General features: G+C 66.6%; 13 protein-coding genes and 5 tRNA genes. 15 read left to right on the top strand and 3 right to left on the bottom strand.

Annotation, left to right across the window (positions count from 1 at the left end):
- The first annotated feature begins 21 nt into the window (after positions 1 to 21).
- The gene (hemG, locus tag Q0A27_RS08400) at positions 22 to 1,419 is read left to right on the top strand and encodes a protoporphyrinogen oxidase (RefSeq protein WP_291474627.1); all 1,398 of its coding nucleotides are present in this window, start codon (positions 22 to 24) and stop codon (positions 1,417 to 1,419) included.
- Positions 1,420 to 1,430: 11 nt separating this feature from the next.
- Positions 1,431 to 2,150: a hydrogen peroxide-dependent heme synthase gene (gene hemQ, locus Q0A27_RS08395; protein WP_291474604.1), complete on the top strand. Its 720-nt coding sequence runs from the start codon at positions 1,431 to 1,433 to the stop codon at positions 2,148 to 2,150.
- A gap of 25 nt (positions 2,151 to 2,175) precedes the next feature.
- Here hemQ and msrB read toward each other — a convergent pair whose 3' ends face one another.
- The 3 genes from msrB to Q0A27_RS08380 all read right to left on the bottom strand — a co-directional run bounded on the left by msrB (position 2,176) and on the right by Q0A27_RS08380 (position 4,263).
- Positions 2,176 to 2,607: a peptide-methionine (R)-S-oxide reductase MsrB gene (msrB, locus tag Q0A27_RS08390; protein WP_291474603.1), complete on the bottom strand. Its 432-nt coding sequence runs from the start codon at positions 2,605 to 2,607 to the stop codon at positions 2,176 to 2,178.
- Positions 2,604 to 4,028, bottom strand: a complete 1,425-nt coding sequence (locus Q0A27_RS08385) for a glycosyltransferase family 87 protein (RefSeq protein WP_291474602.1) — start codon at positions 4,026 to 4,028, stop codon at positions 2,604 to 2,606. The genes msrB and Q0A27_RS08385 overlap by 4 nt, the downstream gene beginning before the upstream one ends.
- Before the next feature lie 163 nt (positions 4,029 to 4,191).
- Positions 4,192 to 4,263, bottom strand: a tRNA-Val gene (locus tag Q0A27_RS08380).
- A gap of 308 nt (positions 4,264 to 4,571) precedes the next feature.
- Here Q0A27_RS08380 and Q0A27_RS08375 point away from each other — a divergent pair.
- From Q0A27_RS08375 to Q0A27_RS08315, 13 genes are all read left to right on the top strand, one after another.
- Positions 4,572 to 4,644, top strand: a tRNA-Gly gene (locus Q0A27_RS08375).
- Between the two features lie 71 nt (positions 4,645 to 4,715).
- Positions 4,716 to 4,787, top strand: a tRNA-Cys gene (locus Q0A27_RS08370).
- Between the two features lie 7 nt (positions 4,788 to 4,794).
- Positions 4,795 to 4,866, top strand: a tRNA-Val gene (locus tag Q0A27_RS08365).
- A 38-nt stretch (positions 4,867 to 4,904) separates the two neighbouring features.
- Positions 4,905 to 4,980: transfer RNA gene (locus Q0A27_RS08360), tRNA-Gly, on the top strand.
- Positions 4,981 to 5,415: 435 nt separating this feature from the next.
- Entirely contained in the window at positions 5,416 to 5,982 is a 567-nt protein-coding gene (locus Q0A27_RS08355) for a copper resistance protein CopC (RefSeq protein WP_291474601.1), read from the top strand.
- Between the two features lie 18 nt (positions 5,983 to 6,000).
- Positions 6,001 to 6,567: a copper chaperone PCu(A)C gene (locus Q0A27_RS08350; protein ID WP_291474600.1), complete on the top strand. Its 567-nt coding sequence runs from the start codon at positions 6,001 to 6,003 to the stop codon at positions 6,565 to 6,567.
- A gap of 16 nt (positions 6,568 to 6,583) precedes the next feature.
- On the top strand, positions 6,584 to 7,831 hold the full coding sequence (locus Q0A27_RS08345) for a Dyp-type peroxidase (protein ID WP_291474599.1): 1,248 nt from the start codon (positions 6,584 to 6,586) through the stop codon (positions 7,829 to 7,831).
- A gap of 189 nt (positions 7,832 to 8,020) precedes the next feature.
- Positions 8,021 to 10,009, top strand: a complete 1,989-nt coding sequence (gene thrS / locus Q0A27_RS08340) for a threonine--tRNA ligase (protein WP_291474626.1) — start codon at positions 8,021 to 8,023, stop codon at positions 10,007 to 10,009.
- 16 nt (positions 10,010 to 10,025) lie between these two features.
- The gene (locus Q0A27_RS08335) at positions 10,026 to 10,577 is read left to right on the top strand and encodes an HIT domain-containing protein (RefSeq protein WP_291474598.1); all 552 of its coding nucleotides are present in this window, start codon (positions 10,026 to 10,028) and stop codon (positions 10,575 to 10,577) included.
- On the top strand, positions 10,577 to 11,251 hold the full coding sequence (gene pgsA, locus Q0A27_RS08330) for a phosphatidylinositol phosphate synthase (protein WP_291474597.1): 675 nt from the start codon (positions 10,577 to 10,579) through the stop codon (positions 11,249 to 11,251). Before Q0A27_RS08335 ends, pgsA begins: the two co-directional genes overlap by 1 nt.
- Positions 11,252 to 11,277: 26 nt before the next feature.
- Positions 11,278 to 12,207, top strand: a complete 930-nt coding sequence (locus tag Q0A27_RS08325; RefSeq protein ID WP_291474596.1) for a phosphatidylinositol mannoside acyltransferase — start codon at positions 11,278 to 11,280, stop codon at positions 12,205 to 12,207.
- A 5-nt stretch (positions 12,208 to 12,212) separates the two neighbouring features.
- Positions 12,213 to 13,379 carry a glycosyltransferase family 4 protein gene (locus Q0A27_RS08320; RefSeq protein ID WP_291474595.1) on the top strand — a complete coding sequence of 389 codons (1,167 nt, stop codon included), beginning with the start codon at positions 12,213 to 12,215 and terminating at the stop codon, positions 13,377 to 13,379.
- Positions 13,376 to 13,852 (top strand): hypothetical protein, encoded by a 477-nt coding sequence (locus tag Q0A27_RS08315; protein WP_291474594.1) that lies wholly within the window; start codon positions 13,376 to 13,378, stop codon positions 13,850 to 13,852. Before Q0A27_RS08320 ends, Q0A27_RS08315 begins: the two co-directional genes overlap by 4 nt.
- Positions 13,853 to 13,858 lie beyond the last annotated feature (6 nt).

Below are 13,858 nucleotides of genomic sequence, written 5' to 3'. Positions count from 1 at the left end.
TCGACTGCACCGACCGTCGCCGTGATCGGGGGCGGTGTCTCCGGTCTGAGCGCCGCCCGTACCCTGCGTCGGCAGCTCGGGGCGGATGCCCACATTCTGGTCCTCGAGGCCTATGACCGGCTCGGTGGCAAACTCAAGACCGTGGACTTCGCCGATGGTCCGGTCGACATGGGTGCCGAGGCCTTCCTCACCCGCCGGACCGGACTCGCCGCCCTCGTCGACGAACTCGGCCTCGCCGACGAACTGCGCGTCCCCTCGGGGCTGCGCAGCTGTTTCTACGTCGACGGTCAGATGGTCGATGCCCCGGCCCGCACCATCATGGGGATCCCCGCCCGGGGCACCGATGTCGCCGACATCGTCTCCGCGGCGACCGCCGCCCGGATAGACGCCGAGGCAACCGCTGAGCCGGTCAGGTGGAGCGTCGGTGACGATGTCAACGTCGGCGCACTCGTGCGTTCCCGCTACGGGGAGGACGCCGTGGCCCGGCTCGTCTCACCGATGCTCGGTGGCGTCTACTCCGCCTCCGCCGACGCCCTCGGACTGCGCGCCACCGTCCCCGCCCTCGCTGCCGTCTTCGACGACCAGGCGTCCGCCGGGGAACCGGTGCGGCTGTCCACCGCGGTAGCCCGACTGCTGGCTGAGCGGGAGGACGCCGCGCGCGCCCTCGCCGGCACGGGTGAGAAGCCCGCACCGGTGTTCAACAGTTTCGTCCACGGCTACCGAGCACTGATCCGCGCCCTGGCCGAGGACGCCGACGCAGATATCCGGCTCAACACCCAGGTCGAGTCGGTGAGCCGGTGGCGCGGCCGGTTCTGGCTGGAGCCCGTCGGGGAAGTCGACGCCGTTGTCGTCGCCACCCCGGCCCCCACGGCCGCCGTCCTGCTGGGTGACGTCGCCCCGGAAGCCGGCACCCTGCTCGGCGGTATCGACCTGGCGAGCTCGGTGGTCGTGGGCATGCGTTTCGACACCGACGACGGACTGCCGCAGAACAGCGGTGTCCTGCTGGGGACGGACGCCCCGGGCGTCCACGCCAAGGCGTTCACCTTCTCCTCCCGGAAGTGGCCGCATCTGGCCGACCGGGGCGGGGCATTCGTACGGGCGAGTTTCGGCACCCTGGCGGACGCCAGCCTCGTCGACGCCGACGACCGGACCCTGATCGGCTACGCCGTGGAGGACCTCGCCACCGTCACCGGGTTCACCGCCCGGCCGGTGGAGACCTTCGTCCAGCGCTGGTGGGGCGGGCTACCCAGCTACGGCGAAGGCCACCTCGACCGGATCAGCGCGGTGCGCGAGGTCCTGGCCGGCAGTCCCAGGGTGGCGCTGGCCGGATCGGTACTGCAGGGCGTGGGTGTGCCCGCCTGCGCCGATTCCGGACGCGACGCCGCGCTCAAGATCATCGACGACCTTTCACATTCCTGACCAGGAGAGACATGTCCAAGCTGAATTTCAAGGCCCTCAACGAGAAGCTGCAGTACACCATGTGGTCCGTGTTCACGGTCCGCAAGGGTGAACTGCCCGTCGACGACGCCGCCCGTGCCGGGCTCGCCACGGAGTTCGCCGAGTTCCTGGCGTCCTACGACGACGAGGAACTCACCGTCCGTGGTGTCTACGACCTCACCGGCCAGCGTGCCGAGGCCGACCTGATGATCTGGTGGCACGCCGAGAAGTTCGATGACCTGCAGCGCGCCTACCGTCGGTTCCTCAAGGAGACCCGTCTCGGCCAGGTCTGTGACGGGTACTGGTCGAACTCCGCCCTGCACCGCCCGGCGGAGTTCAACAAATCCCATCTGCCGTCGTTCATCATGGGGGAGGAGCCGGGCGACTGGATCGCCGTGTACCCCTTCGTGCGGTCCTACGAGTGGTATCTGCTGCCCGACAAGGAACGGCGCACCATCCTCGCCGAGCACGGTATGGCGGCCCGTGGGTACGACGAGGTCCGGGCGAACACCGTCCCCGCCTTCGCGCTCGGTGACTACGAGTGGATCCTCGCCTTCGAGTCGCCCACCCTCGACCGCATCGTGGACCTGATGTACCAGATGCGCTACACCGAGGCCCGCCGCCACGTCCGCGAGGAGATCCCCTTCTTCACCGGACGCCGTGTCAACGGTGACGGGGAGGACCTCGCCACCTTCATCGCCGAGCTCCCCTGAGCCCGGCAACCGGGAATCCCCGGGGCTACTTCTCCCGGAGCTCCAGCGCGAGCCCGTTGATGCAGTAGCGCAGGTCGGTGGGGGTCTCGTACCCCTCACCGGCGAACACATGGCCGAGGTGCCCGCCACAGGTGGCGCAGAGCACCTCGGTCCTTCTCATGCCCAGGGTGTCGTCCACCTTCTCGATGACGGCGTCGGAGTCCGCCGGGTCGAAGAAGGACGGCCAGCCGCAGTGGGAGTGGAACTTCTCCGTGGAGCGGAACAGCTCCGTGCCGCAGCCGCGGCAGACGTAGACACCCTCGGTCTCGGCGTCCGTGTACTCGTGGCTGTAGGGCCTCTCCGTGGCCGCATGACGCAGCACCTGGTAGGAGTCCGGCTCCAGCCGTTGACGCCACTGCTCGTCGGTCAGGGCGGAGAAGTCCGTGAACTCCTGGTCGGACAGGTTGAAATCACTCATCGGCGGTGCCTCGCAGTCTGATCGGTGGTCTGTTCGGTACCAGGTGTAGCACTGTCGACCGCTGTCTTGTTCCCGGCGTCCTCCCCGCGGGAGAACAGATCGTGCACCAGGGTGCCGGCGCTGACCGGTTCACCGGCCTTCCGGCGGGCGACCAGCCAGCCGGTGACGGTGATCGCGGAGGCAGCGACAATGATGCTCCAGCCCACGGTCCCGTAGGTGTAGTCCAGGATCTCGCCGAGTTTCGGCCACCGGTCGGACTTCCAGGAGTCCCAGGTCAGGCAGCAGTAGACGCCGAACCAGATCAGTGCGCTGTGCATCACCGACCGGCGGCAGAGCACCGTGAAAATCATCGGTACCAGCAGCATGGAGTAGTACATCTGGCCCAGTGAGCTGACGAGGAAGACACCGGCCAGGAGAACCGCGGTCGAGGTCGCAGCCCACATGAACGGGTCGGAGTTGCGCCACCACAGCAGTCCGAGGACCGCCACAGCGACGCACAGGGTGGCCAGGATCTGACAGACCAGGACCAGCGCTCCGGGCCACCCGTAGTGGGCACCGACGCCGGCGATCGCCGAGTTCGCGTAGTCACGTACCTCGCCGAGGTAGGGGAGCAGGGTGTCGACGTAGGTGTCGGTGTCCGGCACCAGGAGCCATCCGATACCGGTGAAGACCACCGGGACGATGATGCCGGAAACCAGGATGCTCCACTGACGACGCACCAGCGGCAGGAACAGCAGGACGATGAACTGCGGCTTCACGGTGACCGCCAGTCCGAGCACGACGCCCGCGATGATGCCGGCCCAGGGGATCCCTGGGGCACGGGGGGCGGTGCCTGAGCTGTCGCCGCGTCCCCGCAGGATGTTCCAGGACGCCTGACCGCGGTCGACGAGCAGCAGCCAGAGGTACACGACCTCGAGAAGGAAGAGGACACCGTTGATGTTGGAGAACAGCAGGGTGTTCGTCACGGACTCCGTGGCGAAGACAAGGAAGACCGCGACGGGAAGGACAGGGCCGGTGAGGCGGCGTCCGACGAGAAGGGTGAGCAGTGCCAGGGCAAGGAAGATGCACGCCGCGTCCGCCAGGATGAGCAGATTGCGTCCCATGCTCTGGGAGAGCATGCCCAACGGGCTGAGCAGGAATGTGCCACCGGGGGAGTACAGGTAGTGGGGGTCGTCGCTGGCGTGGTAGTCCTCGACGTAGACCGCCGTACCGTTGACGAACCGGTTCAGTGCCGACCAGACGGTGGTGAAGTCGTCGGTCGGATGGTCGTTGCGTGGCGAAATGACGATCCGGTGGATGAGCGTCATGATCGCCAGCGGCCAGGCGGCGCAGGTGAGGATCCGGGATGCTCTACCGGCGCTGAAGGGGGCAGGGTGAGCGGCAGTGGGCCCTGCGGAAGGTGTCGTCGTCGAGGCAGTCACGTTGTGAATGTTATCGGGGTATCACCCGGGGGACGTCATCCCGGTCGACTTCGTCGGTTTCACCTGGAAACGGGGGTGGACGTTGGGTGTGTCGTCGGCACGTCGAGGTGCGGTTACAGAGGAAAACGCCGCTGCCGGTGAGCCGGCGACGGCGTCTGAACTGTAGTCCCAACTGGGTTCGAACCAGCGACCTTTCCGGTGTGAACGGAACGCTCTTCCACTGAGCTATGGGACTCTCGGGAACGGCAGTAAATCTAGCACCTCACCTACCGGTCTGCGCAAACCGCCATGTCACGGCGGGAGTTGACGCACCGGATCCGGAGGAAGGACAGGAAGGACAGGAAGTGCGCAGTGTTCCTTATATCCGTCGTGCGCGGGTGATGTCCGGGACCGGTGGAGCGGTACCGGCCCAAATGACATCCCTGTGATCCTCCATCGCCCCGTGACCGGTGGATTCGTGACGTAAGGATTCTCCTACCTGCATGTTTGTGACGGATGCAAGGAACCGCTATAGTTCATTCCCGCACCGCACAGACGGTGCATGCGGATGTAGCGCAGTTGGTAGCGCATAACCTTGCCAAGGTTAGGGTCGCGAGTTCGAGTCTCGTCATCCGCTCAGGAACACTGATTTTCCCTTCCGGTCTCCGGCAAGGTAGGGTCGGTGTCCGAACGAGGCGGCGACGCCACGGTGGAATGGCTGAGTGGCTTAGGCAACGGTCTGCAAAACCGTGTACACGGGTTCGATTCCCGTTTCCACCTCACGCCCGCGCGTTTAGCTCAGCGGGAGAGCGCTTCCCTGACACGGAAGAGGTCACTGGTTCGATCCCAGTATCGCGCACGAACAGGTCTTCACGGATCTGGTCATGAAGTTAGTTTGCGGATGTAGCGCAGTTGGTAGCGCATAACCTTGCCAAGGTTAGGGTCGCGAGTTCGAGTCTCGTCATCCGCTCCATCAGGACAGGGAGCCCCGTACCCAGGTACGGGGCTCTCGTCATGCTGTGGTTCCGTTGTCTGAGGCTCCACTCCGGGGGTACTGCGGCACGGGGCAGTACATCTGCGTCAGGCACGGATCGTCGGTTCTGTGGCACAGGATTGCCGATCCGTGCCTGACGCAGATCTGAAGCCCCGGGATCCGGGTCCAGGCGACGTGGCGGCAGGGGTGTGTGCCGTCGCTCGCATCCGGGGGTGGGGTAGTCGAGGTGCTGTCGGTTCCGTGTCCGGTGTCCCCGCAGGTAGGCTGATCGGCGAATGCTGGATATCAGTTCTGTTTTTACCCCTGTACTCCGGTTGGAAAGGGCTGCGTGGAACTTCCCGCCCGTATGCTCCGACTAATGGAGCGGGCCGGTACCGACACCTGGAGTTCGGCCAGTTCCGACGAAAGGACATCATGACCCGTTTTCCCCGCCTGGCGGCCGCCCCCGCGCTCGTCGGCGCGCTGATCCTGGCCCCCGCTGTCGCCGGTGCAGGCTTCCTGCCTGCCGCCGTCGCCCATGATGCCGTGGTCGGTTCCACGCCGGAGGACGGAGCGGTCCTGGATACCGCACCGGATCGGATTGAACTGGAGTTCTCCGCGAATCCCCAGGACACCTTCAACACCATCGCCCTGTCCCGCGATGGTGAGGTCCTGGTGACCGAGACGCCCGAGATCGACGGCAACGTCCTCTCCGTGGACATTCCGGATGACGTCGACCTGACCGACGGTGAGTACACCGTAGGCTTCCGGATCACCTCCTCCGACGGGCACCCCACCGAAGGCAGCTACACCTTCACCGTGGACCCGGGTTCCGGGGCCACGCAGGACGCCACCGCGGGCGATGACGGGTCGGGCACGGACGACAGTGACGACGACGGAATCCCCGGCTGGGCTAGGCCTGTCCTCGCTATCGCCGGTGTCCTCGTGCTCGCCGGCGTCCTCGTGATGCTCATCGCCCGACTGCGCTCCACAGACAAGTAGAACAGAAGGAACTGAACAGTGAAGACCCGCAATGTCGCCACCACCGTGCTGCGTCGGATAGGAGCTCTGGGCGCCGCAACCGCCCTCGCCGTCACCCTTGTTGCCTGTGGCGACGATGACGACACCTCGATGGAGACCACCGCAACCTCAGCTCTCGAGTCCTCCGCCGAAGGCCTGACCTTCACCGACGGCTACGTCGGCGCCAAGTCCGCCGACACCGCGATGACCGCGGTGTTCGGGGTACTGACCAACACGACCGACGAGGACATCCACCTCACTGAAGCCACCGGCGATCTGACGGGGGAGTACCAGTACCACGAGGTCGTCGACGGCGTCATGCGGGAGACCGCGGACGGGATCACCGTGCCGGCCGGCGACTCGTTGACCCTGGAACCCGGCGGGCACCACATCATGATCATGGACAGTCCCGACGAGATCGCCGCCGGTGATGAGCTCAGCCTCACGCTCACCGACGACAACGGCACCATCTATGAGCTGAACGGCATCCCGGTCCGGGTCCAGCAGTCCTCCCACGAGGACTACGGCACCGACGGGGACGCCGACAGCGACCACGACATGCACTGACCGGCCCTGAACCACCATGGAAACGAACTTCCGCGTGACCCGACGGGGTTTCCTCGCCGGCCTCGGACTTGTCTCGGCCACCGCCGCGGTCGGCGCCACCACAGCCTGTGCCGGGGACAGTGACCCGGATCCGGTGTCGAACACCGACACCACCGTCCCCTTTGACGGCCCGCACCAGGCCGGCATCGCCACCCCGCTGCAGCGGCACAACACCACCGTCGCCTTCACCCTGCGCGACGGGGTGGACGCCACCGGTATCCGCCGTCTGTTGCGTATCTGGACCGGGGATGCCCGTCGCCTCACCCAGGGCGAGCCGGTGCTCGCCGACCTTGAACCGGAGCTGGCGTCCGACCCCGGACGCCTCACCGTCACCTGTGGTTTCGGCCGGGGACTGTTCGAGAAGGCCCGGTTGACGGACAAGTCACCGGACTGGTTGGAGCCGCTGCCCGGATTCGCCGGAGACCGGCTCGAGGCCCGGTGGGGCGACCGTGACCTCGTGCTCCAGATCTGCGGTGAAGACCGCACCACCGTCTCCCACGCCCTCCGCGTCCTCGTGCGTGGCGGGGCGGACTACGCGCGTCCCTCCTGGACGCAGACCGGGTTTCTCGATATCCCACAGGACGCCGACGGAACGCCGGGAACACCGCGCAACCTCTTCGGGTTCAAGGACGGCACCGTCAATCCGCGTACCGACGCCGAGTTCGACGACCAGGTGTGGATCAGCGGGGAGGCGGCCACCCACCCGTCCCAGATCGGCGGCACCTGCATGATCATCCGTCGGATCGCCTTCGACATGCCGCTGTGGGAGTCCGCCGACCGGCCGACCCGTGAGGTCTCGATGGGCCGCACCATCGTCGAGGGCAACCCGCTGTCCGGTGAGAAGGAGCATGATGACCCGGACACCGCCGCCGTCGGCGCCGACGGACTGCCGGTGATCGACCGGAACGCACATATCGCCCTGGCCGGCGTCCACGACGGGGACACCCGGCAGCGGATGCTGCGTCGGGCGTACAACTACGATCTGCCGGTCACCCCGTCGTCCGCCGACGCACTGGTGGACGCAGACCCTGTCGCGTTGTCGGACACCGGCCTGATCTTCATATGCTTCCAGCCGGACCCGCGGACCTCCTTTATCCCGGTGCAGCGGCGGCTCGCGGCCGGTGACCGGCTCAACGAGTGGATCACCCATGTCGGGTCCGCGGTCTTCCTCGTTCCGGCGGGCACCACGGAGGAGGAGTACTGGGGCGAGGCGCTGCTGGGTTGACCCGCCGGGTAAAGTGGTCCGGGAATTATGACTGTCACCAGGTATGTGACCGTCTTCGCCTGTTGTGTAAGGAGCACACCACCCGTGAGTGAATCAGCGTTGGACGCCGGTAACGGAATCGGAAACCCGGAGGTGACCGTCGAGACGGTGACCTTCACCGTGCCTGCCGGTGAGTCGGCCGGTGCCGCGATGCGTCCGCTGGAACTGCCGAACAAGGGCCCGGAGGCCGTCGTCTGCGTGAAGGACGCCGAGGGTAACCTCCGCGACCTGTCTTTCACTCCGGAGACCGACACCGAGGTCACCGCGGTTGCGGCGAACACCGACGAGGGTCGCGGTGTCATCCGGCACTCCTGTGCCCACGTTCTCGCCCAGGCCGTGCAGAAGGAGTTCCCGGGCACGAAGCTGGGCATCGGCCCCGCCATCGAGAACGGCTTCTACTACGACTTCGAGCCCGCCGAGCCCTTCACCCCGGAGGACCTCAGGAAGCTCGAGAAGTCGATGAAGAAGATCATCAAGTCCGGCCAGAAGTTCGAGCGCAAGGCCTATGACTCGGTGGAGGACGCCCGCCTGGAGTACCTCCAGGAGCCGTTCAAGCTGGAACTCGTCGACGACAAGTCCCGCGGAGACATCCCCGAGGGCGACGCCTCCGTCGAGGTCGGTGAAGGCGAGCTCACCGCCTACTCCAACGTGAACCCGCGTACCGGCGAGGTCGAATGGTACGACCTGTGCCGTGGCCCGCACGTGCCCACCACCCGTTACATCCCGGCCTTCGCCCTGACCCGTACTTCCGCCGCCTACTGGCGCGGTGACCAGTCCAAGGCCGGCCTGCAGCGCATCTACGGCACCGCCTGGGAGTCCAAGGAGTCGCTCGACGAGTACCAGACCATGCTCGCCGAGGCGGAGAAGCGCGACCACCGGCGTCTCGGCCAGGAACTCGACCTGTTCAGCTTCCCCGACGAGATCGGGTCCGGCTTCCCGGTCTTCCACCCGGACGGTGCGACCGTCCGCCTGGAGATGGAGGAGCACTCCCGCCGCCGCCACATCGCCTCGGGTTACTCCTTCGTCAACACGCCGCACATCACCAAGGGCGACCTGTTCAAGAAGTCCGGTCACCTCGACTGGTACGCCGACGGCATGTTCCCGGCCATGAAGCTCGATGAAGAGCGCGATGCCGACGGGAACATCACCAAGCAGGCCGTCGACTACTACGCCAAGCCGATGAACTGCCCGATGCACAACCTGATCTTCGCCTCCCGAGGCCGGTCCTACCGTGAACTGCCGCTGCGGCTGTTCGAGTTCGGCACCGTCTACCGCTACGAGAAGTCCGGTGTGGTCCACGGTCTGACCCGCGCCCGTGGCTTCACGCAGGACGACGCTCACATCTACTGCACCGAAGACCAGCTCGAGACCGAGCTGACCACCGTGCTGGAGTTCATCATCTCCCTGCTCAAGGACTACGGCCTCGACGACTTCTACCTGGAACTGTCGACCAAGGACCCGAACAAGTACGTCGGCTCCGACGAGGTCTGGGAGAGGGCCACCGAGACTCTGCGGGCCGTCGCGACGAAGTCCGGTCTCGAGCTCGTCCCGGACCCGGAGGGTGCGGCCTTCTACGGCCCGAAGATCTCCGTGCAGGCCCGCGATGCCATCGGCCGTACCTGGCAGATGTCCACCGTGCAGCTCGACTTCAATCTGCCGGAGCGTTTCGATCTGGAGTACACCGCCAACGACGGCACCAAGCAGCGTCCGGTGATGATCCACCGCGCCCTGTTCGGTTCCATCGAGCGCTTCTTCGGCGTCCTGCTGGAGCACTACGCCGGTGCTTTCCCGGCGTGGCTCGCCCCGCACCAGGTCACCGGCATCCCGGTCGCCGACGAGTTCATCCCCTACCTGGAGCAGGTGACCGCCGAGCTGCGCGGTCACGGTATCCGGGCCGCGGTGGACACCTCCGACGACCGCATGCAGAAGAAGATCCGCAACCACACCACCGGCAAGGTCCCTTTCATGCTGCTGGTCGGTGGCCGCGACGTCGAAGCCGGGGCGGTCAGCTTCCGTTTCCTCGACGGTACCCAGGTCAACGGTGTCCCGAAGGAGGACGCCGTGCGGATCATCACCGAGTGGGTGTCCTCCCGCCGGAACGACCAGCCGTCCGGGGAGAGCGTTGACGCACTCCGATGAGGACGGCCGGGGCACAGTGACCGACACGGGGGCCGGGGTCGATGACCGCCTGGCCAGGCTCTGGGCCCCGTACCGGTCGCTCTACGTCACGAAGACGACGAAGCCGGAGGATCCCTTCAACGATCTTCCGGCCGGCTCCGATGAGGACGGTCTTATCGTGGCGCGCGGGCGCGAGGTCTTCTGCATTCTGAACCTCTACCCGTACAATCCGGGGCACATGATGGTCATCCCGTACCGTCCGGTCGCGTCCTACGAGGACCTGACGGAGACGGAGACCACGGAGTTCTCTGCCTTCACCAAGAAGGCGGTCCGGGTGCTGCGTCGGGTGTCGCACCCGGACGCCGTGAACATCGGCATGAACCTGGGGCGAGCCTCAGGTGGGTCGGTGCCGAACCACCTGCACCAGCACATCGTGCCGCGGTGGACCGGCGACGCGAACTTCATGACGGTGATCGACGGGACGAAAGTCCTGGTCCAGGCACTGTCGCAGACCCGGGAACTGCTGGCGTCTGCATGGCAGGAACTTGACGTGAACGACAGTACCGACGGTACAGAGGAGTCAGAGTAATGCTCAGTGTGCGAGGACGGCGTCCCGCTGCGGTGGTGGTCGAACCCATCGCCCGGCGACTGGTCTCGTGGGGGATCTCGCCGAACACGGTGACGATCACCTCTACAGCGGTGGCCGTCATCCTGTCGGTCGCGCTCATCCCCACCGGCTGGCACTTCCTCGCCGCGGTGCTGCTCGGTGTCGCTGTCGCCAGCGACATGATCGACGGCACGATGGCCCGGATGAAGGGCGGCGGCACGCGCTTCGGCGCCACACTGGACGCCACCTGTGACCGCATCACCGACGGCGTCCTGTTCGGCGCGATGGCCTGGTGGATGGCCTTCCAGGACGATCACGAGCCCTACAAGGGCCTGTTCGCCTGTGCGCTGGTCATCATGGTCGCCAGCCAGGTCACCTCCTACGTCAAGGCGCGCGCCGAGGCATCCGGCATCAAGGTCGACGGCGGACTCATCGAGCGACCGGAGCGTCTCATCATCGGCCTGGTCACCCTGGGGCTCTCCGGTCTCGGCGTGCCCTATATCCTCGGTGCCGGCCTCATCATCCTGGCCATCGGCTCGGTGTACACGGTCATCGAGCGGCTGGTCATCGTCGGTAAGTCGGATCTCGCCCGCGAGACCATCGCCCCGCCCACCGGGGCGAAGGACTTCCCGGACGCCGATCCCGCCGAGAACTAGAAGTAACCGGAAGTAGGAGTACCGAGGTGACCGAGACGTCCTCCCGCCCGTCCCTGTCCGAGCAGCTCAGCTCCCTGGCCTACCGGGCCGGGTGGGCGGTGGTGCGTCGGATCCCCGAGCCGCTCGCGGCCAGGCTCTTCGACACGATCGCCGATCTCGCGTCAGGGCACGGGAAGGGCCCCGAACAGCTGCGCGCCAATCTGGGCAGAGTCGTCGGGGACGCCAATGTCACCCGTGATCTCGTGCGGGACGCCATGCGTTCCTACATGCGCTACTGGAACGAGGCCTTCCGGTTACCGAGTATCGCGGGACCGGACCTCGCCCGCACCCTGGACGCCGGATTCGTCCCGGCGGAGGTTGAGCGACTGTCCGCCGCGATCGACCGCGGTAAGGGTGTCATTCTCACCCTGCCGCACTCCGGAAACTGGGACATGGCGGGGGTGTGGCTGGTCAACACCTTCGGCCAGTTCACCACGGTCGCCGAGCGACTGAAGCCGGAGAGCCTCTTCGAGGCTTTCGTGGAGTTCCGTGAGTCCCTCGGCTTCGAGGTGCTGCCGCTGTCCGGCGGGGAACAGCCGCCCTTCGACCGGCTCCGGGAGGTGCTCGCCTCGGGTGGAATCGTCTGTCTGATGGGGGAGCGCGACCTGTCCGGCAAGGGCGTCGAGGTCGACTTCTTCGGCGAACGTACCAGTATGCCCGCCGGGTCCTGCCGGCTGGCCAAGGACACCGGGGCGGCGGTGATGACCGTCCACTCCTACTTCACCGGCGACGGATGGGGCTTCGTCATCGACGAGGAGATCGACAGCTCGCTGCCGCTCGATGACATGGTTCAGGTCCAGGCAGACCACTTCGAGCGGAACATCGCCGACCATCCGGCGGACTGGCACCTGCTCCAGCCGCTGTGGTTCAGTGATCTCTCCGAGAAGAGGCGACGTCGCCTGGGACTGGAGGACTGAGCGCCGTGAAGATCGGAATGGTCTGCCCCTACTCCTTCGATGAACCCGGTGGCGTGCAGGTGCACGCCATCGAGCTGTGCGAGGAGCTGCAGCGTCGCGGTCACGAGGTCAGTCTCATCGGCCCCGGCAGTGACGCCGCCGATGTCCCCGACTTCGTCGAGCTGGGCAACGGTGTGGTCTCGATCCCCTACAACGGTTCCGTCGCCCGACTGGCCTTCGGCCCGAAGACCTGGCGACATCTGGGCCGTTGGATCCGGGATCATGACTTCGACGTGGTGCACATCCACGAGCCGAACTCGCCGAGCTACTCCATGATCACCCTGGCGAAGGCCACCGGCCCGCTGGTCGCGACCTACCACGCCTCGGCCAGTGAATCGAAGATCCTCCGTGTCTTCCTGCCGGTCCTGCGTCCCTTCCTGGAGAAGATCCACGCCGGTATCGCGGTGTCCGAGGAGGCCCGACGCTGGCAGGTTGAGATGCTCTCCGGTGATCCGGTGCTCATCCCCAACGGCGTCGACACCGGCAGCTACCGCAACGCGGACCCGATGCCGGGCCTGACCGCAGACCGGCCGAGGCTGATGTTCCTCGGTCGTTTCGAGGAGTCCCGTAAGGGTTTCCCGCTGCTGCTCAAGGCACTCCCGGAGATCCTGTCACAGGTCCCTGACCTCGAGGTCGTGGTCGCCGGTGGCGGTGATGTCGCCGAACTGCACCAGATGCTGCGGAGGGCGGGGATCAGCTGGGTCGACGGTCTCGGTTCCCCGGCCGGGGGAGAGCAGGCGTCGGTCCGGATCCTCGGCCGCGTCAGCGAGGAGGACAAGGCGGCCGCGCTGGCGGCATCCGATGTCTACGTGGCACCGAACACCGGCGGTGAGAGCTTCGGCATCGTGCTGGTGGAGGCGATGGCGGCGGGAGCCGCCGTGGTCGCCAGCGACATCCCCGCGTTCGCCGCGGTCACCGACCACGGTCGGGCCGGGCACCTGTTCGCCAACGGGTCCGTGCGGGACCTGGCCCGCGTCGTGGTGGGTCTTCTCACCGACGAAGAGGGACGCCGTGAACTGATCGGACGGGGAACCGCCCGGTCCCGTGAGTTCGACTGGGACACGGTCACGACCCGTGTCGAACAGGTCTACGAGACCGTGGTCACCCCCGGTCGAAAGGTGGTTCCGTCATGATCCCCGGCTGGCTGCTGGTCATCGTCCTGCTCGTCGCCGTGGTGGCTGTGGTGGGTATGTGGCTCTCCGGTATGGCTTCGCGTCTCAACCGGCTGCACATCCGCACCGACTCCGCCCGGTTGAACCTGGAGGGCACCCTGCAGGGACGCGCCGCGGTGATCGGGGTGCTGCGTCCGGACCTGCAGCAGGACGCCGCCCGGGCCGGTGGTGTGGCCCTCCGTGCCGAGGAGATGGGGTCACGGTCGGACGCCGAGAATGCTCTGCTGCGGACACTGACTCCGGAGGAACGCGCGAATCCGGCGTTCATAGAGGCGTCCACCAAGGTCGATCTGGCCGCCCGGTTCTACAACGACGCCGTGGGGGACACCCTCGGCCTGCGGTCGCGTCCGGTGGTGCGGGTGTTCCGTCTGGCTGGGTCGGCACCGTTGCCGGCCTACTACGAGGCGATGTCGGGCGGCGACGGGACGCAGTAGCGGACC

Origin of the sequence: Corynebacterium sp., assembly GCF_022712275.1 — a bacterium.
Lineage (GTDB): Bacteria > Actinomycetota > Actinomycetes > Mycobacteriales > Mycobacteriaceae > Corynebacterium.
This window is presented reverse-complemented; position numbering and strand designations above follow the sequence as displayed.

Bases quoted from the DNA above. Each gene is read 5' to 3' on its own strand.
- Q0A27_RS08345 (WP_291474599.1), top strand. From the start codon at position 6,584: ATGGAAACGAACTTCCGCGTGACCCGACGGGGTTTCCTCGCCGGCCTC.
- thrS (WP_291474626.1), top strand. From the start codon at position 8,021: ATGCGTCCGCTGGAACTGCCGAACAAGGGCCCGGAGGCCGTCGTCTGC.
- hemQ (WP_291474604.1), top strand. From the start codon at position 1,431: ATGTCCAAGCTGAATTTCAAGGCCCTCAACGAGAAGCTGCAGTACACC.
- Q0A27_RS08355 (WP_291474601.1), top strand. From the start codon at position 5,416: ATGACCCGTTTTCCCCGCCTGGCGGCCGCCCCCGCGCTCGTCGGCGCG.
- Q0A27_RS08315 (WP_291474594.1), top strand. From the start codon at position 13,376: ATGATCCCCGGCTGGCTGCTGGTCATCGTCCTGCTCGTCGCCGTGGTG.
- msrB (WP_291474603.1), bottom strand. From the start codon at position 2,607: ATGAGTGATTTCAACCTGTCCGACCAGGAGTTCACGGACTTCTCCGCC.
- pgsA (WP_291474597.1), top strand. From the start codon at position 10,577: ATGCTCAGTGTGCGAGGACGGCGTCCCGCTGCGGTGGTGGTCGAACCC.